Source organism: Peribacillus glennii (genome assembly GCF_003429105.1).
Taxonomy (GTDB): Bacteria; Bacillota; Bacilli; order Bacillales; family DSM-1321; genus Peribacillus; species Peribacillus glennii.
The window spans coordinates 108697-129599 of sequence record NZ_QVTD01000013.1 but is presented as its reverse complement, the minus strand read 5'-3'; the positions used below and the strand labels follow the sequence as shown (position 1 = coordinate 129599).

General features: G+C 40.7%; 26 protein-coding genes and 3 pseudogenes. 6 read left to right on the top strand and 23 right to left on the bottom strand.

Going from position 1 to position 20903, the window contains the following annotated elements; all coding sequences use genetic code 11:
• Nucleotides 1-91 precede the first annotated feature (91 nt).
• From D0466_RS17770 to D0466_RS23660, 10 genes and pseudogenes are all read right to left on the bottom strand, one after another.
• Nucleotides 92-352, bottom strand: a complete 261-nt coding sequence (locus D0466_RS17770) for a metal-sensitive transcriptional regulator (protein ID WP_117323888.1) — start codon at nt 350-352, stop codon at nt 92-94.
• Between the two features lie 455 nt (nt 353-807).
• Nucleotides 808-1187, bottom strand: a pseudogene (locus D0466_RS17760) (RrF2 family transcriptional regulator).
• Between the two features lie 422 nt (nt 1188-1609).
• The gene (locus D0466_RS17755; protein WP_117323886.1) at nt 1610-1972 is read right to left on the bottom strand and encodes a hypothetical protein; all 363 of its coding nucleotides are present in this window, start codon (nt 1970-1972) and stop codon (nt 1610-1612) included.
• Nucleotides 1973-2066: 94 nt separating this feature from the next.
• Nucleotides 2067-2249 carry a hypothetical protein gene (locus tag D0466_RS23070; protein ID WP_233522693.1) on the bottom strand — a complete coding sequence of 61 codons (183 nt, stop codon included), beginning with the start codon at nt 2247-2249 and terminating at the stop codon, nt 2067-2069.
• Between the two features lie 131 nt (nt 2250-2380).
• Nucleotides 2381-2512 (bottom strand): hypothetical protein, encoded by a 132-nt coding sequence (locus D0466_RS23380; protein ID WP_267897402.1) that lies wholly within the window; start codon nt 2510-2512, stop codon nt 2381-2383.
• Between the two features lie 55 nt (nt 2513-2567).
• Entirely contained in the window at nt 2568-2897 is a 330-nt protein-coding gene (locus tag D0466_RS17745; protein WP_117323885.1) for an organic solvent tolerance protein OstA, read from the bottom strand.
• 258 nt (nt 2898-3155) lie between these two features.
• Nucleotides 3156-3563, bottom strand: a complete 408-nt coding sequence (locus tag D0466_RS17740) for a hypothetical protein (protein ID WP_117323884.1) — start codon at nt 3561-3563, stop codon at nt 3156-3158.
• A 202-nt stretch (nt 3564-3765) separates the two neighbouring features.
• Nucleotides 3766-3987 carry a MazG nucleotide pyrophosphohydrolase domain-containing protein gene (locus D0466_RS23065; protein WP_267897401.1) on the bottom strand — a complete coding sequence of 74 codons (222 nt, stop codon included), beginning with the start codon at nt 3985-3987 and terminating at the stop codon, nt 3766-3768.
• 110 nt (nt 3988-4097) lie between these two features.
• Nucleotides 4098-4265 carry a sigma factor-like helix-turn-helix DNA-binding protein gene (locus D0466_RS23665; RefSeq protein WP_117323883.1) on the bottom strand — a complete coding sequence of 56 codons (168 nt, stop codon included), beginning with the start codon at nt 4263-4265 and terminating at the stop codon, nt 4098-4100.
• 54 nt (nt 4266-4319) lie between these two features.
• Nucleotides 4320-4682, bottom strand: a pseudogene (locus tag D0466_RS23660) (phage/plasmid primase, P4 family); the annotation flags it as partial.
• A 1-nt stretch (nt 4683) separates the two neighbouring features.
• Here D0466_RS23660 and D0466_RS23775 point away from each other — a divergent pair.
• Nucleotides 4684-5515 (top strand): annotated as a pseudogene (locus D0466_RS23775) (site-specific integrase); the annotation flags it as partial.
• A gap of 99 nt (nt 5516-5614) precedes the next feature.
• Here the strand turns inward: D0466_RS23775 and glnA are convergent.
• The 4 genes from glnA to hflX form a co-directional block, all read right to left on the bottom strand.
• Nucleotides 5615-6949, bottom strand: a complete 1335-nt coding sequence (gene glnA / locus D0466_RS17715; RefSeq protein ID WP_117323882.1) for a type I glutamate--ammonia ligase — start codon at nt 6947-6949, stop codon at nt 5615-5617.
• 47 nt (nt 6950-6996) lie between these two features.
• Nucleotides 6997-7401 (bottom strand): MerR family transcriptional regulator, encoded by a 405-nt coding sequence (locus tag D0466_RS17710; RefSeq protein ID WP_117323881.1) that lies wholly within the window; start codon nt 7399-7401, stop codon nt 6997-6999.
• 133 nt (nt 7402-7534) lie between these two features.
• Complete coding sequence (locus D0466_RS17705; protein ID WP_117323880.1) at nt 7535-8806, bottom strand: methionine gamma-lyase family protein; 1272 nt, start codon at nt 8804-8806, stop codon at nt 7535-7537.
• A gap of 11 nt (nt 8807-8817) precedes the next feature.
• The gene (hflX, locus tag D0466_RS17700) at nt 8818-10071 is read right to left on the bottom strand and encodes a GTPase HflX (protein WP_117323879.1); all 1254 of its coding nucleotides are present in this window, start codon (nt 10069-10071) and stop codon (nt 8818-8820) included.
• Between the two features lie 462 nt (nt 10072-10533).
• Here hflX and D0466_RS17690 point away from each other — a divergent pair, with 462 nt between their 5' ends.
• Entirely contained in the window at nt 10534-11025 is a 492-nt protein-coding gene (locus D0466_RS17690) for a C40 family peptidase (RefSeq protein WP_117323877.1), read from the top strand.
• Nucleotides 11026-11168: 143 nt separating this feature from the next.
• Here D0466_RS17690 and D0466_RS17685 read toward each other — a convergent pair whose 3' ends face one another.
• The 6 genes from D0466_RS17685 to D0466_RS17660 all read right to left on the bottom strand — a co-directional run bounded on the left by D0466_RS17685 (nt 11169) and on the right by D0466_RS17660 (nt 15570).
• On the bottom strand, nt 11169-11543 hold the full coding sequence (locus tag D0466_RS17685; protein ID WP_117323876.1) for a YidH family protein: 375 nt from the start codon (nt 11541-11543) through the stop codon (nt 11169-11171).
• Nucleotides 11544-11676: 133 nt separating this feature from the next.
• Nucleotides 11677-11922, bottom strand: coding sequence for a glutaredoxin family protein (locus tag D0466_RS17680; RefSeq protein WP_117323875.1), 246 nt, complete (start codon nt 11920-11922; stop codon nt 11677-11679).
• Between the two features lie 40 nt (nt 11923-11962).
• Nucleotides 11963-12910, bottom strand: coding sequence for a stage V sporulation protein K (spoVK, locus tag D0466_RS17675; protein WP_117323909.1), 948 nt, complete (start codon nt 12908-12910; stop codon nt 11963-11965).
• Between the two features lie 702 nt (nt 12911-13612).
• Nucleotides 13613-13846: an RNA chaperone Hfq gene (gene hfq, locus D0466_RS17670; RefSeq protein ID WP_117323874.1), complete on the bottom strand. Its 234-nt coding sequence runs from the start codon at nt 13844-13846 to the stop codon at nt 13613-13615.
• A 30-nt stretch (nt 13847-13876) separates the two neighbouring features.
• Nucleotides 13877-14833 (bottom strand): tRNA (adenosine(37)-N6)-dimethylallyltransferase MiaA, encoded by a 957-nt coding sequence (gene miaA / locus D0466_RS17665; protein ID WP_117323873.1) that lies wholly within the window; start codon nt 14831-14833, stop codon nt 13877-13879.
• Nucleotides 14834-14955: 122 nt separating this feature from the next.
• Nucleotides 14956-15570 (bottom strand): LysE/ArgO family amino acid transporter, encoded by a 615-nt coding sequence (locus tag D0466_RS17660; RefSeq protein WP_117323872.1) that lies wholly within the window; start codon nt 15568-15570, stop codon nt 14956-14958.
• Between the two features lie 117 nt (nt 15571-15687).
• Here D0466_RS17660 and D0466_RS17655 point away from each other — a divergent pair, with 117 nt between their 5' ends.
• The 3 genes from D0466_RS17655 (at nt 15688) to D0466_RS17645 (ending at nt 17774) form a co-directional block, all read left to right on the top strand.
• Nucleotides 15688-17148 carry an aminotransferase-like domain-containing protein gene (locus D0466_RS17655; RefSeq protein WP_117323871.1) on the top strand — a complete coding sequence of 487 codons (1461 nt, stop codon included), beginning with the start codon at nt 15688-15690 and terminating at the stop codon, nt 17146-17148.
• A gap of 114 nt (nt 17149-17262) precedes the next feature.
• Nucleotides 17263-17457, top strand: a complete 195-nt coding sequence (locus D0466_RS17650) for a hypothetical protein (RefSeq protein ID WP_117323870.1) — start codon at nt 17263-17265, stop codon at nt 17455-17457.
• 14 nt (nt 17458-17471) lie between these two features.
• Nucleotides 17472-17774, top strand: a complete 303-nt coding sequence (locus D0466_RS17645; protein ID WP_117323869.1) for a spore coat protein — start codon at nt 17472-17474, stop codon at nt 17772-17774.
• A gap of 61 nt (nt 17775-17835) precedes the next feature.
• On the opposite strand, the gene D0466_RS17640 is transcribed toward D0466_RS17645, so the two are convergent.
• Nucleotides 17836-18327, bottom strand: a complete 492-nt coding sequence (locus D0466_RS17640; RefSeq protein WP_233522691.1) for a DinB family protein — start codon at nt 18325-18327, stop codon at nt 17836-17838.
• Between the two features lie 264 nt (nt 18328-18591).
• Between D0466_RS17640 and D0466_RS17635 the strand changes: the two genes are divergently transcribed.
• The gene (locus D0466_RS17635) at nt 18592-19227 is read left to right on the top strand and encodes a CGNR zinc finger domain-containing protein (protein ID WP_158555940.1); all 636 of its coding nucleotides are present in this window, start codon (nt 18592-18594) and stop codon (nt 19225-19227) included.
• A gap of 196 nt (nt 19228-19423) precedes the next feature.
• On the opposite strand, the gene D0466_RS17630 is transcribed toward D0466_RS17635, so the two are convergent.
• Together D0466_RS17630 and D0466_RS17625 are read right to left on the bottom strand one after the other, a co-directional pair.
• Complete coding sequence (locus D0466_RS17630) at nt 19424-19627, bottom strand: 2-hydroxymuconate tautomerase family protein (protein WP_117323866.1); 204 nt, start codon at nt 19625-19627, stop codon at nt 19424-19426.
• Entirely contained in the window at nt 19608-20804 is a 1197-nt protein-coding gene (locus D0466_RS17625) for a YbfB/YjiJ family MFS transporter (protein WP_117323865.1), read from the bottom strand. The genes D0466_RS17630 and D0466_RS17625 overlap by 20 nt, the downstream gene beginning before the upstream one ends.
• Nucleotides 20805-20903: the final 99 nt, after the last annotated feature.

The following is a 20903-nucleotide window of genomic DNA, read 5'->3' as shown; positions in this document are numbered from 1 at the left end:
GTATTTATTAACTTAAAAATAAAAGGGATTACTACTACCCCATAGGGTATATGGTAATGTCTATTGCAATAGATGTCAACCCTTATATTTTTTATCTACTTTTGATCAGTAGCTCAACAGCTTGTTTTACAAGATGGTCTGTGTTTTCGCCTTTTTCGACATTTTCACGAACACATTGCTCCAAGTTCTCACTCACAATGACACCTATTGTACGGTCAATCGCATTTCGTGCAGCTGATAATTGCGTGACAATATCCCTACAGTCTTTTCCTTGTTGCATCATTCCTAATACACCTTTTATTTGACCTTCAATTCGTTTTAAACGGTTCATGACATTTTTATCGTATTCCATGTTCTAACCCACCTTCCTGCTTACAAGGACACTCAGATATTTCATAACTGGTTATAGTAAAACCTTTTCTCGTTAAAAATCGAATTCCCAAATTCAACTCTAATCTATTTGAAGCAATTACATGGATCTTGCCCGGCGTAATCTCGCTATAAAAACGTCTTAGATAGGCATACGGTATATTTAAGGATTCACGCTTTATATCATTGGCTTTGTTATTATAATCCCTTATATCCAATATAGTCGTGTGAGGTTCAAGAAAACCGGTTACATTACAAGGAACATTCTGGACAGGGACATGGCGTTTATAGACGCTGGTACCTAAAACGACGAAAACTAACACTAGTATTGAAATTAACATATCCACCACCATATCTGTGTTTATAGATAATAATATACCCTACAGGGTATAGTGTCAAGCAGAATAAATAAATTTTTTTTACTTTGAATACTTCTTATTAAATGTAGTACATGAGATGTTTATTTCCACTTTGGTCTTTCTCTTTTTTCAAATCCTCTAGAGTTGTGCTTACTAAAACTTGTTTCACTGCACCCGAGATTCGACTCCATAATGCTCGTTGTGCAGGCTGCTCATCTTCAATTTCATCAACGAGAGTGATGGGGCCTTCGAAAACCCTGATAACTTCTGCTGCTGTAATTTCCTTTGGATTTTTTGCGAGGCTATAACCACCATAAGGTCCCTGATGCTTCTAACAAGCTCTGAATTACGTAGAATTGGTATCAATTGTGCGGGATAGGACTCAGATAAATTAGAGTTTTCAGCAATCGACTTTAAGCGTACTGGATCTTTACCATAATTATTAGGTAGTTCAATCATAATCGTTAAGCCTTAACGCCCTTTTGTAGAAATCTTCATATAAAACTAATACAGCTTTCTAATTTTTATGTTGTATAATTTATATTATACCTAACGGGGTATATTTACAAGTAACTAAAATTACTAAATAACACCCGATCCATTCCTTACACAGCTGGGATCACTGCTGTCCGGAAGGTCATGCAAGCATGTAACGGGTATGAGCGCCGGTCTTCTGTCAGCGACAGTAAGCCGACACCAGGAATGGAGTAGTCGATTAAATGAAAATAGGAACTGATTAGAGTATGTCCATAAAAGGGACTCTCTTAATCAATTCCCGATGGTATAAATTTATCAGTTAATTTACCAAGCAACACGACTTATTCCCGACTTTTTTTAGTAATTATTTCTCCATAGATTCGTATTATTGTTTGTATGAATTGTTAATCTAAAAACTCACTGATATTAACTGTTGTTACACCTGACTCGCCTGTTACGGCTTTTATTTCTCCAATACACGTGAAGAATGCTTCAGTATATTCTTCCGGAAACCAATATTTAATCTGTGGACGTTCTTCATAAGTAACCTTGTCAACTTCCCATGTAGTATTATATTCGTTACTAAATAACCCTCTTAATCCTTTATACCTTTTCTTGTGTACAGGTTTGCGATGTTCATGCTTTATTGATTGGTCTTCCATAGCATCATCTAACGAGTAAGCATCTTTTATTAATGATTCGTGAAAATCGCCTTCGTAAATTTGAACCTGTCCAATGAGATTAACGTACCATGTATATTGTTTCACTCTTATCCTCTCCATACATCTAATTTCTAGCTACTCTCTCCTTTGTTATATTCTAAACAACACTTTTAAATTTCTTCATGATTACTTTAGGACTCTAATACCCCTTAGTAATAGCCAGATTCAAGTTCAACGCCAGCTTATAAAAAGCTTTCCATCTAATCTTGGAATATGTCTTTTCTGAAATGGCCGGCTGAAATTTAAAACAGTACACCTGATAATCGGAAGTATATTCCGCATCCTTTGCCATATATCTTTCCTCAATTAAAAAACGTTCCATCTTAGGTAGCCGCCTGACAGCCCATTCCACACGCTTACAGTATTCTTTTCTGTACCGTTGCTGATCTGCATAATAGATTGCTATTGAGCCAGTCTAATCACTTGTCTGATTGGTATGACCATGAAATCTTTCTACACTGCTGGCGTAATGGATGCTTCTCTACCTTCGAAAATCAGGTATTTATATAACCGGTACTTCTCCAATTCTGCTTCTACAGCGCTTTGAGTTGCTTTTCTATCTAATTCAGGTAATTCAAAAGCCATCGTCTGACCCCCTTGCTGAGAGGAGCCCCAGGTGAAAAAATCCCAGGGCTTGCAATTAATTTAATACTTCCTCTTCAAGGCTTAACTGATCCGGATTGACACTTGCTGTCCCGTCACTGTCCACACTGTACTCAATGCCTTCATGATCGTATAGGCTGATTTGTCCATCTGGCGCATCATCCGGACTACTCTCCATCACTTCTTTAGGAGTTTGATAAGCGAAGGTTAAATCAATTAAGAAATACTGACCGTATTTGTTATGTTTCTCTGTGAGTTTGTGCATTTGAAGATTGTTATGTTCTTTAGCAGCTGAAATAATTTCCTCCGCCTGTTCACGTGTGTCCGCGTAGTGTTGTTCCTTTTGATTAAGCTGGATTTTCGTCATATTATTGCTCTTTTTAAAGTTTAATATTATCCTAATGCCTTGGGTGTCAACGGTCTGCTAAGAAATTCGTTTGCTATTGTGAAGCGTCGGAGACCCAAGTCCTTTAGTGCTTGTTGCTCACCTACTCAAACAAAGAGAGCCGTGCTCATTCCGGATCCGTCCTTTCTATGAAACTTAATTGCTCTTGTGTAATGGACTCCTCACTACTTCTCGTTCCCCTTGATATGGTGAATATTCCCTCATTGCATCGATTAACTTCTACGGAATAATAGGAGGTTGTACGATGTTTTCCTCATTAAGTACTCGAATTCCCCCAGTTACTTCATACGCTGCACCAATTGAAACAAGTAGATCCCCTATAATAGCAATTTGCTGTTCTTGTAAAAGTTTTATAATATCTGTTTCATTTAACTGTCTAGTTACAGAAACAGCCTCTAATATTTGTCCTATTGTTTTAATCCAAACACCTGTTAATATTTGTTGTTCACCACTTAAACTAGTATCATCCTCTAGACGTAAAAGCCCTGATAAACCTTTGATTTCAACAATTTGACCAACCACTTGAATCCACAACCCTAACGCAACCTCTTTTTCTAAGTCTAAAACCTGTTTACTTTTTTTATTGTTGAAATCTTTCTTATTCTCTTTATTTTTTATGATTAACAACCCCAGGAATAATTTTTCCTTTATTTTATGACCTGGTTTTTCTTTTGTTAACGTACGCCGTTGTAAATTTGGGAATCAACGTACCAATACCCAAGTAAGACCCCTAATTTTAAATTTTTATCCAAGCTTGAAACTAAAATAGTCCCTTAGATTTACCCCCCCAATCTAACAAAATACAAATTCTGATATCAAGGAAAAGTCTTTAATATCCTTCACTTCGATTGATGCTCGCCTCTTTACTAAAGCCAACCGGATACCTTTTCATAAGCTTTTCGATATTCATTGTTGTAATTTGACTTAAACTATAACCAAGAGCTTCAGCCATACGAGCAATATAAAACATTAAATCACCCAACTCATAAGCTAAGTTCTCTTTGTCCAATTCATGACCGTGAAATGCTACCTTTTTCATATCTTCGACCACTTCACCAGCCTACCCACCAATTCCCATACTCCATTCGATTAATTCAGTGTATAAATCCTCAAATTCACCTGCTGTTCTTTCTGTTAATTGCTGATATTCATCTAATTTCATTAAGAAACTCCTCTCATTTTCTCTAAAGCTTGTAAGTAAATCTTTCGTGGATGGCTTCTACTATATCCCATTTGTTCTGCAATTTTTGGGAAGGTGAAATCATTAAACCTTTGCATAACCACAATCTTTTCTTTTTGAGTTAACCGGGAAAAAAATCCTGTAGCCACACACACTCTCTACGGCTGACACAAACCGCGCCCCATCCAGACGGGCCACATCATTGTGGATCCTGTTAAGGAATAACCTATGAACCGTTGAAGGAATCAATGATTTCATAATCCGGTTTATCATCCGTGATGAAGATGCTTTCTAAGAAGGAAATTTAGCATCCTTTTCATATGGAGTGGGTGATATTTTAGTTAGCAACAAATCTCTACCATGTGGAAGGAGTTCACCCGTTTTCAGGTCAATCACTCCATTGGCGCAATTGAAAAGAAATTATGTGAATCAAAGTCTTTTTTTCTAACAGATACCATTGGCCTAACATCGGGAATACTGTTTATCCGGATGGATCTTCGTTCACATTTCTTTGCCCAATCCAGCAATTGCTTTGCTCGATATTTGCCCTCTTCGGCTTTTGATTCCTTATTAGAAGATGTGAAACCTATTATGTACCAGAAATTCTTGAATCATTAGATAAAAGGAATACAGCAAACGAACTATAGAAATCATTCACGGAACTATGTTTAACGCATTGGAAAAAGCAATAGTAATTAGCATAATCAAAAAAAATCTCTGTCAAGGAGCAACCATCAAAGGAAAAACCAATGATAATTCATTGAAGTTCATTGAATCTGAAGATATACCTGCCTTATTACAGGAAGCGAATAAGTATGATTATATTTATTGGTTGTTTTTTAAAGTATTAATTGAAACAGGTTTAAGAAAAGGTGAAGCATCAGCTCTCCAATGTGGACAGATATTGACTTAAAAGAAAAGACTATAAGTGTTACCAAGACACTGGATCTTCAAGCCAAAGATAAATCAGAATTATTTGGGGAAACAAAACCCTATAACTCCACACGTATTATCACAATAAGCCAAAGACTCGCAAACGACCTTCTATTCCATAAAAAGCACCAAAACCAAAACAAAATTGCATTAAATGACGTCTACCATCACGATTTAAATCTTGTTTTGCAGAAATGATGGGAACTTCATGCCTAAATCAAGTCTATTCAACGCTTTTTCAAGAATACTAAAAAGGGCAGAAATTCCATCTATTCCTATTCACTCATTTCGTCACACACATGCTGTTCTTCAATTAGAAGCTGGAGCAGATATGAATTATATCCAAGAACGTCTTGGACATGGAAGCATGCAAATAACAGCTGATGTATATGCCCATGTTTCTAAGAAAATCGAACAAGATACTATGAGTGAATTTGAGAATTACACAAAAGACATTTTAAATTAAATTATAATTTTGTGGTCACAATCTTTTTTACCTAAACGCGCTGTTTTTTGACCACATAAAAAAAAGCCCCGATACTAGTAGTATCAAGGCTTTCCCCTATTAATACATCGTCATGTACTGCTCGCGCTCCCATGGGTGCACTTGCGTACGGAACATATCCCATTCGATTTCTTTTGCTTCGATAAAGTGTTCTAACAAGTGATTGCCCAGTGCTGAACAGATTACTTCGTCTGATTTTAAGACATCGAGGGCAGCTGCCAATGTTGCCGGAAGGTCGACGATTCCTGCTTCTTCTCTTTCTTCTTTGTTCATGACATAGATATTGCGGTCCACTGGATTTGGAGGAGTCATCTTGTTTTTGATTCCATCCAGTCCTGCTTTTAACAGTACAGCAAGCGCAAGATACGGATTTGCTGCCGGGTCGACGCTGCGTACTTCAACACGGGTGCTTACGCCGCGTGAAGCAGGGATACGGATCAGCGGGCTGCGGTTTTTTGCAGACCATGCAACGTAGCAAGGTGCTTCATAGCCTGGAACCAAGCGCTTGTAAGAGTTGACAGTCGGGTTTGTTACCGCTGTAAATGCAGGTGCGTGCTTGATTACGCCGGCGATGAATTGCTCAGCAGTTTCGCTCAGTTCAAGATTTCCGCTTGGGTCATAGAATGCATTTTCATTGCCTCTAAATAATGATACGTTGCAGTGCATTCCGGAACCGTTCACGCCGAATAATGGTTTTGGCATGAAGGTAGCGTGCAGGCCGTGTTTACGGGCAATTGTTTTAACGACCAGTTTGAAAGTCTGGATATTGTCGCATGCAGAAATCGCATCTGCGTATTTAAAATCTATTTCGTGCTGGCCCGGAGCAACTTCGTGGTGGGATGCTTCGATTTCAAAGCCCATTTCTTCAAGCTCCAGCACGATATCGCGGCGGCAGTTTTCCCCAAGGTCAGTTGGTGCAAGGTCAAAGTATCCGCCTTTATCATTAAGCTCCAGCGTAGGCTCGCCTTTTTCATCCAGTTTGAATAGGAAGAATTCCGGTTCAGGCCCTAAGTTGAAGTCTGTGAAGCCAAGCTCCTTGGCTTCTGCAAGAATGCGCTTTAGGTTCGCACGTGGATCCCCTTCGAAAGGAGTGCCGTCTGTGTTATAAATATCGCAAATTAAGCGGGCAACCTTCCCTTTTTCTGAAGTCCAAGGGAATATTACCCATGTATTCAAGTCAGGATATAGATACATATCCGACTCTTCAATCCGTACGAAACCTTCAATGGAAGAACCATCGAACATCATTTTGTTGTCCAGCGCTTTTTCAAGCTGGCTTACCGGGATTTCAACGTTTTTGATTGTGCCAAGAATGTCTGTGAATTGCAGGCGGATATACTTTACGTTTTCCTCCTTAGCCAAGCGGGTGATGTCTTCACGAGTGTACTTTGCCATAACCATTATTCCTCCCCAAAATAATTGCATTGATTTTTTAAGCTTTATTAATGAAAGAAACGGGACATATCTCCTTGGCGGAGTGTCGTGCGGTGTTTGCCGCCATGAATTAGCTCGTTTCTTAGAAGCTTGCGAAGTTCCTCATCGGTTAAATCAGATTTTTTCAGTTTTGTTTCAAAATTCTCGGATGTTGGTTGTTGTGAGTCTTCCTTCACCGCGAAAATCTTTTTAATGCCTGCCAGATTGACACCCTGTTCAATTAACTCTTTAATCTCCAGGAGCCGGTCGATATCATTCAGTGAAAAAAGCCGGCGGTTGCCTTCTGTCCGTTCAGGAGTAATCAATTGATGCTCTTCATAATAACGGATCTGGCGTGCAGACAATTCAGTCAGCTGCATAACGATTCCGATCGAGAATAGAGGCATCGAACGCCGAATGTTGTTGCCGCTCATCCAAGCATCCTCCTTTATTTTGTTTGCTTACTAAGACTATATATCATGTAATGTTTTCTGTCAATGTTATGTTAGGTTAAATAACATAACAATTAAATAAAAAATCAGAAATTAGTTTACTTGTCATTGACAGCTACGCAATAGAAATTAATTTCTTCTCGATTAAAGAATCAACGGCAGTCAGCACCGCTATTTTTACATGGGCATAGGTAAGGCCGCCCTGTACATAAGCAACATACGGCGGTCTGGTTGGCCCATCGGCAGTAAGCTCTATGCTTGCGCCCTGTATGAATGTACCAGCAGCCATGATCACATCATCTTCATAGCCGGGCATATAGCTTGGGTAAGGAGTGACATGGGAATTCACAGGTGATGCAAATTGAATTGCCTGGCAAAATGCGACCATCTTATCGCGGTCATCAAATTGGACTGATTGGATCAAGTCTGTCCGTTTCGCATTCCATACAGGAGATGTGTTCATCCCCAGTTTTCCAAGAAGTGCCGATGTGAAAATCGCGCCTTTTAAGGCTTGTCCTACTACATGGGGAGCAAGAAAAAAGCCTTGATACATTTCCTGAAGGCTGTATAGGGATGCCCCGGCCTCTGCTCCTATCCCTGGTGAAGTTAACCTGTATGAGCACAAATCGACCCATTCTTTTTTCCCGACAATATAACCCCCGGTCTTGGCCAGACCTCCACCCGGGTTTTTAATCAGTGAACCGGCCATTAAATCCGCTCCGACGTGGCAAGGTTCAAGTGTCTCGACAAATTCACCGTAACAATTATCAACAAAGACCACCATATCCGGTTTGATTTCTTTCACACAATGAATCATATCCCTGATTTCATCCACCGTAAAGGAAGGCCGCGTCGCATATCCTTTTGAACGTTGGATCCCGATCATTTTTGTTTTCGGTGTAATTGCATTTTGAACCGCCTCGAAATCGATTTTTCCTGCTTCAGTCAGCGGCACAGTGCTGTAGCCTATCCCAAATTCCTTCAACGATCCCTTCCCGCTTCCTCTTATTCCAACAATCTCTTCCAGCGTATCATACGGTTTGCCGGTTATGTATACAAGCTCGTCTCCAGGCCGCAATACCCCAAACAGGGCTATGGATATTGCATGGGTCCCTGAGATGATTTGAGGGCGGACCAGGCCCGCCTCCCCTCCAAGCACTTCAGCATACACCATTTCCAATGTATCCCTTCCGGCATCATCATATCCATAACCAGTTGATGGAATGAAATGTGAATCGCTGACTTTATGTTTTTGAAAACTTTGCAGAACCCTGTATTGGTTGGTTTCGATTTTTTCATCCACTTCTTTATGTACAGTTGCAACCATTGCCTCTACAGCATCTGAAAGATCCTTTAAATATGTTCCGTTTTGTAAATCCCCGTACATTTGTTTCTCCTTTATTTTACATATTTCTTTAGTTGTCCGGTTAAAGGATGGTCAATTAAAGAATACCCTTTACACTCATAACTTTCCTTTTGTTCGTCAAAGGATAAAGAACGCATGATGCTTTCATTTTTAAGCTGGGAAAGCAACTTACCCTCACTGGCCGGCAGGAATACATGGTAAGCTTCCATTTCACTAATCACCGTTTCTTCAATTTGCGCCAGCACAGCTTCCAGGTCCTTTTCTTCAAACGCAGAGATGATCATGGATTTTCCCTTTGAAGTTGGCACAAAGTCTGGATTTTGCAAATCCTTCTTATTATATAGTGTCAGCTCAGGTATATGGTTTACCTCAAGATCGGAAAGAAGCTCCCAGACCGTCTTTTCATGATTGAAATAATCGGGGGCAGATGAATCCACCACATGGAGAAGCAGATCCGCTTCCTTCAGTTCTTCCAGAGTGGACCTGAATGCGGCAATCAATGTTGTAGGCAAATCTTCTATAAAGCCTACTGTATCAGTTAAAAGGACGGTGAAACCACTCGGCAGTATCGACTTTCTCGTCATCGGATCCAGAGTGGCAAAAAGCAGGTTTTCTTCAAACGAATCTGCTTCCGTCAATCGGTTGAACAAGGTTGATTTACCTGCATTGGTATAGCCTACCAAGGCCACCTGAAACGTTTTGTTACGCTTTCTTCTCTCACGATAACGCTCCCTGTGCTTAACGACGGTTTCAAGTTGTTCTTTTATATCGTCGATCCTGCGGCGGATATGGCGTCTGTCGCTCTCAAGCTTTGTCTCCCCGGGCCCTCTCGTCCCGATTCCCGCTCCCAGACGTGAAAGGGAGGTACCTTGTCCGGCCAATCTTGGCAGCAAATACTGCAGCTGTGCAAGCTCGACCTGAAGCTTGCCTTCCCTTGATCGAGCTCTCTGTGCAAAAATGTCAAGAATCAGTTGGGTCCGGTCAATGACCCTTGCCTTAAAATGTTGGGACAGGTTCCTGATTTGGCTTGGCGAAAGCTCATCATTGAAGATCATTAAATCGGGTTCCAGTTCTTCTTCAATGTACCCCAGTTCCTCGACCTTTCCTTTTCCTATGTATGTAGATGGATGCACTCGGTCCCTTTTCTGGGTAACCGTGATTAAAACCTCGCCGTCCGCTGTTTTCGTGAGGGACGCAAGCTCTTCCAAAGAATATTCATAACGCAAATCATCCTCTGTCGTTTGGCATCCGATTAATATGACTCGTTCTTTTTCCTTGTGTTCCAAAAAAACTCACCATCCTTAAGAGTTCCCTACCCATCATAACAAAAAAATCAAACATTCCAAAATGAATTCAAGCAGGAGGAATAAATAAAAACGGCATTTCCGCCTTTTTTTGGCTTCATGGAGTTTAAACCAGGTTGGGGGCATTGGTACTGATATTTTTTCATTGAACCGAATGGCTCCGATTTTATATATCCCCTTAACCAAGTGTGGCATTAACGGAAAGACAGAAAACCCTTTCAATTTTTTTAATATCAATCTAGTATACAGCCACATTATAATTCTTTCAGCTTGTGCTTAATTACTGCTTTTTTCATATTCCAAATGTACATTTTTTGGTAATAAATCATAAAGGAATTGTAATAATTTTATTTATAATGAAAAAATTGCCTGTTTATTTGTAACTTTTCAGTTAATTGGGCGACTAAGTATGTGAAAATAAATTTATTTACCAGGAGGAAAAGAATGAATGTGCAAGTGTCATTGAAAAGCCCCAAATTTTTATTATCTATCGCTTTGATATGGTCTTTGGTATTCAGTTTCATTGTTTCGCCTATACAAGCAAAGGCCGTCCAAAAAGTCACGGCGCAGCAGGGGATCGTGAAAATTGCCAAACAGAATGTCGGGAAACCATACAAATATGGGGGTACTACTCCAAAAGGATTTGATGCTTCAGGCTTCGTGCAATATGTATATAATACTTCGTCCGTAAAAACGAAGCTTCCAAGAACGGTCATGGAACAATATAAAAAAGGAACTTCAGTAAAACAGAAAAACCTTATGGCAGGGGACTTGGTTTTCTTTAAAACCTCCGGGACCAAAGTCTCTTTCGTCGGAATTTATATTGGGGAAAATAAGTTCATTGCAGCCACACAATCAAAAGGAGTCAGCACTGTGTCCCTAGCTACAATTTATTGGAAGGACCACTATGTTGGCGCCAAACGTATACTTAAATAAATAATATTTCTTAGCTTTAACCAGCTCAAGGTGCAAAATAAAAGTGACCAGAATTAGGGCTGGTCACTTTATTTTTCATAGAGTTCATTTCCTTCCATAGTAAGTAAACCTTATATCTGGCCATAATGATGTTTTCAGGTAAATCAGGTCCAGACAAACACATAATAGGCGCCAAAGCAAAGAAAGATTAGCAGCAATACTAGGGATAACAATATGACTGTCACCCTTGGAAATTTAAAGGTCTGTTGATTAATATCCTTTCCTTTTTTAAAATAGCTGATAGATGCCATCACTAATGTAATAATTCCAACAGCAATTGAAGCAAATCCAATGATTTGTGCCAGGATATCAGCAACAAGCGAAGCCGTTGATCGGGATGAAAAATGAAGATTTGTTATTAAGAATCCTACACCTATAATCGTAATGCTTGTTCTGATCCAGGCAAGATAGGTTCGTTCATTGGCTAAATGCTGCTGAATATATTTTGAATCAATGGTCCGTTTTTCATTGTTATTCATTATGAACCTCTTAATTATTTATCAATTTTAAGTGTATTATTCGTAAAATCTTAATAATATTTCAATTGAAAACATTCCTATAATGTATACAACAAAAAAGACAGCCAATCAGCTGTCATATTTGTTTATAAGGTTATATATCCCTGCTTGCAAACGTCATGATCGCCTGGGGATCAAAACCGAACACCCAGTTTCCATTGACATTAATCTGGGGAACCCCCATTTGGCCTGTTTCTTCCACTAGCCGTTGCGCTGCTTGATAATCCTCCTGCACATTCACTTCCTTATAGGGAAGACGCTGTTCATGAAGAAAATTCTTGGCCTGCACACAATAAGGACAAGTATTGGTCGTATAAATGGTAATTTCTTTGGTTGCCATTTTTACATTCCTCCCTAACCTTGATTTACTGCACGACACTTTATCCGTCCTCTTCAAACACTAAATCCTGGCTCCTTAAAGTTAACAGATCATTCTTGTCATAGGTATCTTCAACTAATAGCCTCATAGCCTGGGAACGGATGGACTTTTCAAGGACGTTGCGGATATAGCGACCGTTCGAAAAAGACATTGGCGCCAGCACATTTTTTACATACGAAAGGTGATCCCTTAGTTTACGTTCGGCATCCCGACTCATGATATATTCCCGTTCTACCAGCATTCTTCTAGAAATGTCAACGAGCTGGTCAATGGAATAATCAGGGAAGTCAACAACGATTGGAAAACGAGAGTGAAGCCCTGGATTGAGAGTTAGGAAATAATCCATTTCCCGGGAGTACCCTGCAAGGATCAGGATGAATTCATGCTGCCGGTCCTCCATATGCTTCACCAGGGTATCGATCGCTTCCTTGCCAAAGTCCTTTTCACCGCCCCTGCCAAGGGAATAGGCTTCATCTATAAACAGAATCCCCCCTATTGCTTTTTTTATCAAATCCCTTGTTTTCTGGGCAGTGTGCCCAATATATTCCCCGACTAAATCCGCCCTTTCGGCTTCGATCAGATGACCCTTGGAGAGGACTTGCATTTTTAAAAAGAGCTTCCCAATCAATCTTGCTACTGTTGTTTTACCCGTGCCGGGATTGCCTTTAAACATCATGTGCAAGGCTTGCCTTCCGGCCTTCAGCCCGCGTTCTTCCCGCTTTTTATTCACATAAATCCACGCGTAGATTTCTTTTATCATCCGTTTCATTTGATCCATTCCAACCAGTGTTCCCAATTCCTCCTCAATTTCCTTTAAGGCTATATGCTGCAAAGGAATCTCTCTATCCTGAAGTTCAATAGGAGGATCCTTTTTTAACATTTTTCGTTTTTGTCCATTCAAGACAACATTAATTTGTCCGTTATTTTTCATACGGATCGGTTGTTCCAACGCCTTCACCTCTCCATTCCGAAACAGTATGCAAAGTGTTGTGATGAAAATTGCCCGATCAAAAACCAAAATTATTACAAAACCAAACAAATCTTTATGTTTCCGCCATTTTCCCGACAAATTACGCTGTTACTCAACACGCCCCGCATCGCATGATTGTCAGTTCCTGCGGTTTCCCAAGAAATATTTCCTACCTTTATATGTATTCAATAAATAGGAAAGACAGTATACTTTGTTGCAAAAAAACAGGGTTACTTGATTCTTCTTATTATCCTCGATGAAGGTCATTTCCCCTTTTGGAGACGAGGATTTTATCCTTTATCTCCGATGTAGGACATTCCCATGCTCGGCTCCAGGACTTTCTCCCTCATATCTCCGATTTGAGACATTTCCAATGCCGGATTCACGATTTTGTTCTTCATGTCTCCGATGCAGAAATTTTCCATTGCTGGATTCCTGGATTTTGTTTTCCATTTTGGGGATGAAGGTTATTTCCCCTGCCCGATTCCCGCATCTTGTCATTAATAGCCTCGATGCAGGACTTTTCCCCCGCTCGATTCCCGCACTATGTTTTCATACCCCTATGTAGGACTTTTTAGATGTGGAAGCGTTAACCTGATATTCATCTGCAGCCTGAGGAACTCAGAGGAAAATCCAGTACAAAAAAAACAGGCATCTATGAAATGCCTGTTTAAGCCGATGTTATTCTTTTGAGTCCAAATCAATTTGGACATTGCGCTGCGGCGCGAAAGTGGATATGGCGTGCTTGAATACCAACTGCTGTTTTCCTTCAGATTCAAAAAGAACGGTAAAGTTGTCAAACCCTTTTATTTGCCCTCTTATTTGAAACCCGTTTAATAAAAACACGGTACAATACGTGCCATCTTTACGTAATTGGTTTAAAAATTGGTCTTGGATATTGACGGATTGCTTCATAACTAAATCCTCCTCTATTCTCTCTATTTTTTATTTATTCGCTTTTAATGAGAGCTTTCCTGCAATAAAAGCGGATATTTCATCAAGTTTTTTTGAAAAATTATCGGTATCAGTCATGTCGATCCAGCTAACGTCCATTTTATTGCGGAACCAGGTCAGCTGGCGCTTCGCATATCGCCGGGAATTCTGCTTCAATAAAGCGATTGCCTCTTCCAAACTCAATTCACCATCAAAATACGCATAAAGCTCTTTGTAGCCTATGGCCTGGATGGAGCCACAATCTCTCAGCCCCTTTTCATGGAAGAAACGGACTTCATCAACCAATCCTTGCGATATCATTAAGTCTACCCTTTCATTTATGCGGTTGTACAGTTTTTCCCGGTCCATCGTCAATCCGATGATTGCCGTGTCATATTTCAGTCTGTTCGGTTGTCCAGAAAGTTGCTCGCTCATAGTCTTGCCAGTACAATGGTGTATTTCAAGAGCCCGGATCACCCTCCTTACATTGTTCGGATGTATCCTTTCCGCACTTTCAGGATCAATGGCACGCAGTTTCGCAAAAACAGGTTCTATGCCTTCTTCCTCTACCTGTCTTTCAAGCTGGCTGCGGTATCCTGGATCGGATGGTGCTTCTGAAAAATGATAATCATATATCACAGATTGTATATATAACCCTGTACCGCCGACAATGATCGGAAGTTTCCCTCTTTTATGTATCTCTGGTATTATTTGATTCACACAGTCCTGGAATTCTGCCGCATTAAATGGTTCATCCGGCTCCTTTATATCGATAAGATAATGGGGAATCCCTTCTTTTTCTGCTTCAGTGATCTTGGCAGTACCGATATCCATCCCCTTATACACCTGCATGGAATCGCCGCTAATCACCTCTCCATTGAACCTTTTAGCAAGCTCGATGCTCAATTTTGTTTTCCCTACCGCGGTAGGCCCGATGATCACAAGAAGTTTAGCTGTTTTGGTCTCCAAATACTCCACTGCCTTACTTATTTTTCCCTATCTTACCATAATTGGAACGATAGCTGTTAAACATCTACTCATTATGTACAAAACATACGTAATTTATTCGGGATTTTTCCTTCATTAAAAAATTAATTAGGAAATATTGCTTTCGCCAAATAAATGGCAATTCCCCACATGATGAGGGCGGATATTTTATTTAAGAAGGTCATCAGCTTTCCTGAGGAATCAATCCGGCTTAACATTCTGCCAGCCACGGCCAATGAGGCAAACCATACCCATGAAACGGTGATACAAGATATACTGAATACAATCTTGGCGGTTCCGGAATATTGCAGCGAACTTGTGCCAATGACACCGATTGTATCGATGATTGCATGAGGGTTTAATAGAGAAATGGTGGCAGCAAAGACCATCTGCCTTTTAAATGAAAATGCTTCTGCTTTATCCTCGATTTTGGCCGGACGGCTTTTCCATGTCATCCAACCCATATACACTAAAAAAATGACTCCGCTGCTCATTAAGACAACTTTAAACCAATCATTTGCCAATACCAGGACCGAAATCCCTGTCACAGCAAGGATAATAAGGAGCGTGTCACATACAGCCGCTGTAATTACTACAGGCAGAGCCCTCCAGAAACTTCTCTGCGAAGCACCCTGCTGAAAAACAAACACATTTTGTGCACCTAAGGGCAGAATCAAACCAAATGCCAGTACTATACCATGCATCAGTACATTAAACATGCAAATCCTCCTTTACCACTTTTTCTTCATTTTATAAAACTGCTGAATTTATGTCTCCATCCATTTGGATGGTAGTGACACCAACCAAATTATATAATGTAAAGGAGGTGGATGAGTATGAAAGATTTAGGCTGGAAACCAAATCGCAAGTCGCATGTCCCATTGCATAAGCAAATTGAGGAGTATATAAAAGGGAAAATACTGAAAGGGGAGTGGCCTGTAGGCACAAGAATACCTTCACAGAGGCAACTTTCTGATATGCTTGAAGTGAATCGAAGTACCGTTGTTTCCGCCGTGGATGAACTGGCAGCCCAAGGGTTGCTTGCAGGGAAAAAAGGCGGTGGAACGAGGGTTATTAATAATACATGGAGTGTCCTTGCTGCAGATCCTCCATTGGATTGGGATACATACGTTCAATCTGGTACATATAAGCCAAACATGCCGACCATCCAGGAGATCAACCGAGCAGAGTTTCATCCAAACATAATTCGGCTTGGAACTGGAGAATTGTCCCCGCACCTATTGCCGCATGGTCAGATGCATAAGATATGGAACCGTACGTCTAATCGGCAAATTTCTTTAGGGTACCCTGAACCAAAGGGAGATTTATTCTTACGGACAGCGCTCGCTGATCATTTACAAAGAATCGGCATTCAAACTACCCCTTCTTCCATCCTGATCGTATCCGGTGCCCTGCAGGCTTTACAGTTAATTTCAGTCGGCCTATTGCATCGAGGTTCTAGCGTACTGCTTGAAAAACCTTCTTATCTAAATTCTGTCCATGTTTTTCAATCTGCAGGAATGAAATTAGTCGGAGTCCCGGTGGACCAGGAAGGCATTCAACCATCACTCGTTTGCAAATATAAAAGGCAGTATGGCGGTGATTTGTTATATATCATACCATCCTTCCATAATCCAACCGGCATTCTCATGTCCGAAAAACGAAGACACGATTTACTGGCTACCAGCGAACAACAAAGGCTGCCCGTAGTGGAGGACGATGTATACAGGGATCTTTGGCTTGATAATCCGCCCCCGTTGCCGTTAAAGAGCCATGATAAAAATGGAAACGTCCTTTATGTGGGCAGCTTTTCCAAAACCGTAAGTCCAGGATTGAGGATCGGCTGGATAGCGGGCCCGGAACCCGTGATGGACCGATTGGCGGATATTAAAATGCAAACAGATTACGGTTCCAGTTCATTATCACAATGGGCTGCGGCAGAGTGGCTGTCAACAGGGCTATATCAAGACCATTTGAACCAAGTCAGGAAGGAATTAAAATACCGAAGAAATTCAACAATCAAGCTTTTGGAACAACATTTTGGAGGAGTTGCATCGTGGAGCGTCCCAAGCGGCGGTTTCTACATTTGGCTCCACATCATTCCCTCGATTTCCATGCGGGAGCTTTTCGAAACAGCTTTGAAGGAAGGGATCCTGCTTAATCCGGGTACTATTTACGACCGGGATGCGGACCAATACATAAGAATTTCTTATTCCTATGCCTCACTTGAGGAAATGGAACAGGCTATTTCGAGGCTCTCCTTAATAATGAACGATTTAATCAACAGGAGAGAATAATATTTTTCTTCCCTACCATAATAAAGGTGAAAGTAAAAAGTTTTCTCTATTGACCGTTTTGTTAATAAGCGGGTAACTAATGGGATTAAAATTATCCAGTGGAGGAGGTAAAGTATGCAACAGAATTTAGGGCTTCACGAAACCCTCGAATTGCACGAGTTATTGACATTCAAAAATAACTGTTTAACAAAATCTTCTACGATGGGTGCATTGGCGAAAGATGACGAGTTAAAACGCCTGCTTGCGCTAGATGTCAAACAATCCAAACAGGAAATCGAGCAATTGCTTCAGTTTATGCCAAAACAATAGGAGGTAATTCAAAAATGAACGAGATTATCCAAAATATAACCGGCATGGGCGACATGACTGATCAGGTGATTGCCACCGATCTTTTGATCGCGGCGAAGTCTGCAGTGAAAATGTATTCATTTGCAGTTACTGAAACAGCCACCCCTGAGGTCAGGGCTGCTCTCCATTCACAATTAAACACTGCTATCAATATGCATGAGCAAGTCACAGACTACATGATTTCAAAAGGGTTTTACCATCCATACAATATGAATGAACAACTAAAGGTCGACTTAACAACTTCGCAAACAGCGTTGAATTTACCCCAGCCGCAGTAAAAGAAAAGAAGAAAGGACTACTGGCAGCCAGTTCTTTCTTCTTCAATCGTATTATTGTGCATTAATCCACTCCCAGTTCAGGACCCCAGGACCCTTGAGTTTTCCTGATGTGCACTATTTGACCGATATGGTAGGCTGTATGGATCGTTAGGTTTGACAGCGCTTGGCCCCATGTCGTCCCCGAATCATGTGGCACGGGACTATCAAGCTTTTCCTGCTCACATTCCTTCACAGCATTGTGCCACTCTCTAAATATTTCCACTACACTCGCGATTGTTTCTGCCCAGTTTAAATGATCCAGGTTTATAAAAGTGCTATCATTATCCCCCTCCATCTTACCAGTTACAATTCCTTTAAAACTGTTCAAATAACGTTGATTCCAAAATCTCAGGTGGTTTACTATCTCCCATATCGAATTAGTGGATTCCCCTGTCTTCCATGAAGCCTGCTCACTTGTAAGCCCTTTAACGGCATGATCAAATGATACAAACCACCCGTCCCTATTGTGGAGCATCGTCAACTGCTGTAAAAGCACCGATTTTTTATCCATCATAATCTCCTTTCAACCCGCTCTCGTCTTATTATTTTCCTTTCAAACAAGTACGTGTGAATGTTATGGAAATAAAAACCGAACATTAGCCAATCCAAAGAGCCATAGATCCAACGATAAGAAAAGGTAATGAGAATGGTTGGCAAGCATCCCCCCTTAGGACATAACCCTTTAAAAGTATTTTTGATGGTTATATATTATCCCATTTATTTCTAACTGTCAATTATTATCATAAGTGGTTATAATAAGCATGAAAGGAGCATGGACATGTCTAAAGACAGAAGTGATATAACGCGCTTAACTGTATTAGGTGAAAGCTTGTGCCTTGATTTTGCAAATACAGTCGGCTGGCATGCAAGCAGCGAACCGCAGGAATGGATTTCGGATTATGGCCAGCTCGCAAAATGGAGTGTTCATGCTGGAGTCATCACAGAAGAAAAGAAAAATGAATTGCTAATCCAATCTATCCAATTTGCGGATGAAGCAAACCAGGTTTATACGGAAGCAATCGAATTAAGAGAAGCAATATACAGGATTTTTAAGGATGAAATATATAAAGGAGAAATAAATAGAGAAGACCTGGCTGTCTTAAACAGGTGGATCAAAAGGTCCTTTTCTTATCTGGAGATTATTAAGCCCTCTGCAAGCTATAGACTTTCATTTAATGGTACAAAGGAGCTTGATCAAATGATATGGCCTATCGTCCAGTCAGCAATGGACCTTCTCACCTCTGAAGATAAAAAAAGGGTTAAGCAATGTGAAGGCGGGACATGCGGGTGGCTGTTCTTGGATACAAGCAGGAACAAAAGCCGCAGGTGGTGTTCAATGGAGGACTGCGGCAACCGGGCTAAAGCCAAACGGCACTACAACAGGAAAAAACATGAAAATCTGACAAAGCACTAGTTCCCAAGAACATTTTTGCATCACAAGAAAAATTGCATTTGTGCGTTTAGATACTTTCTGTTTACGCAGATAAGATAACGCTAAAAAGGCCACAAGCGGGAAAACTTGTGGCTTTTTGATATCCGTTATTTAAGGTGCGTTAACCGTTTTATGTGTGAAAAACACCTTCAACGGCCATTTTAATGAATGGAACTGTTTACAGTCCCTTTTTCCGGCGTGATGTAACATTTTCCCCCGCAATGCCCCAATTATCTGTAGATACCTCATCAATGACCACTACAGTGGTAGCCGGGTTTTTCCCCAATACATCTTTAAGGAGATTTGTTACCCCCGCAATAAGCTCCTGTTTTTGTTCAGCTGTTGCTCCTTCATTCGTTATTTTAATATTTACGTATGGCATAGTTCATCTTCCTTTCTCTTTTTTTAGTAAACAGTGTTCCAGCTGCCAACAGGAAAACGGCCAGCAATAGTATTCCTGAAGCCAGGACGAAGGCTATGGAATAATTACCTGATTTATGCACCAAAAGACCGGCGCCTGCCGGTCCAATGATCTGGCCCAAGCCATAAACAACAGTTAAGATAGCTATTATTCGATTACTCCCAGATGGTTGCAGCATCCTTGCATAGGATGTGGCCATTGCTGTGATTCCCATGAAAGTTGCCCCAAAAAGGAATGCGCCGAGTATCGCACCAAAGGGATTTTGAAACATCACCGGCAATGCTATTCCAACCGCCTGGATGATGAGTGCAGTACAAAGGGATTTTATATAATCCAATCGGTTAACTAGCGCCATCCAAAGGTATGTAGACGGAATAGCAGCAAGCCCGGCAATAATCCAGGTGAGAGAAGAAATTGCACCTGTCCCTTCAATGCCCCTCACCATATCGACCAGGAAAGTTCCGCTGACAATATACCCCAACCCCTCTAAGCCGTATGCAATAATTAGCCAAATGAGGATTGGATGGGTCGTCGTCATTTTTGTATTTTGCTGTGCATGATTTTCATCTTCGTTGAGTTGAGCTGCATTGAAAGAAATGAACACTACAACACTCAAGGATATGGAAAGGATTGAAAGGACAAGCCATATGCCCTGCCATGGAACAAAATGATTTGAAACAGGGACAATGATTCCGCTAATAAAGATTCCCATCCCTACACCGCTATAAAAAATGCCCGACAGTATACTTCTTCCTTTTCTTGCCAATTCATCCAGGACAATGCTGGAAGACAGGACAAATATTAAACCGCTTGCTGCACCAGCAATAAATCTCAAGAATAACCATGTACCATAATAATCGGCAATTCCCATCCCTGCCAATGTAAGTATGCATGCAATCAAACTCCCATTCAAGAAGATTCTGAGTTTTCCATGTCCTTTTACTAAGCCAGACATTGCCGCCCCAAGCAGGTATCCCGCATAATTGGCGGATGCTAGGTATCCCGTTTTATCTTCCGATAATCCCGCTGAGAATTTCATAAGCGGCAATATTGGTGTATAAGCAAACCGCCCTATTCCCATGGCCACTATCAATGCGCATATCCCGCCAGCAAGAAGGAAGGAAGTTTTTCTTTTCATCCATTGCCCCCTTTTTCAATTGATACTAATATTGTAAATTAATAATAGTATCGTTGAAAATGAATAAAGAAGATTATATCTATCATTTTTTTTGATACA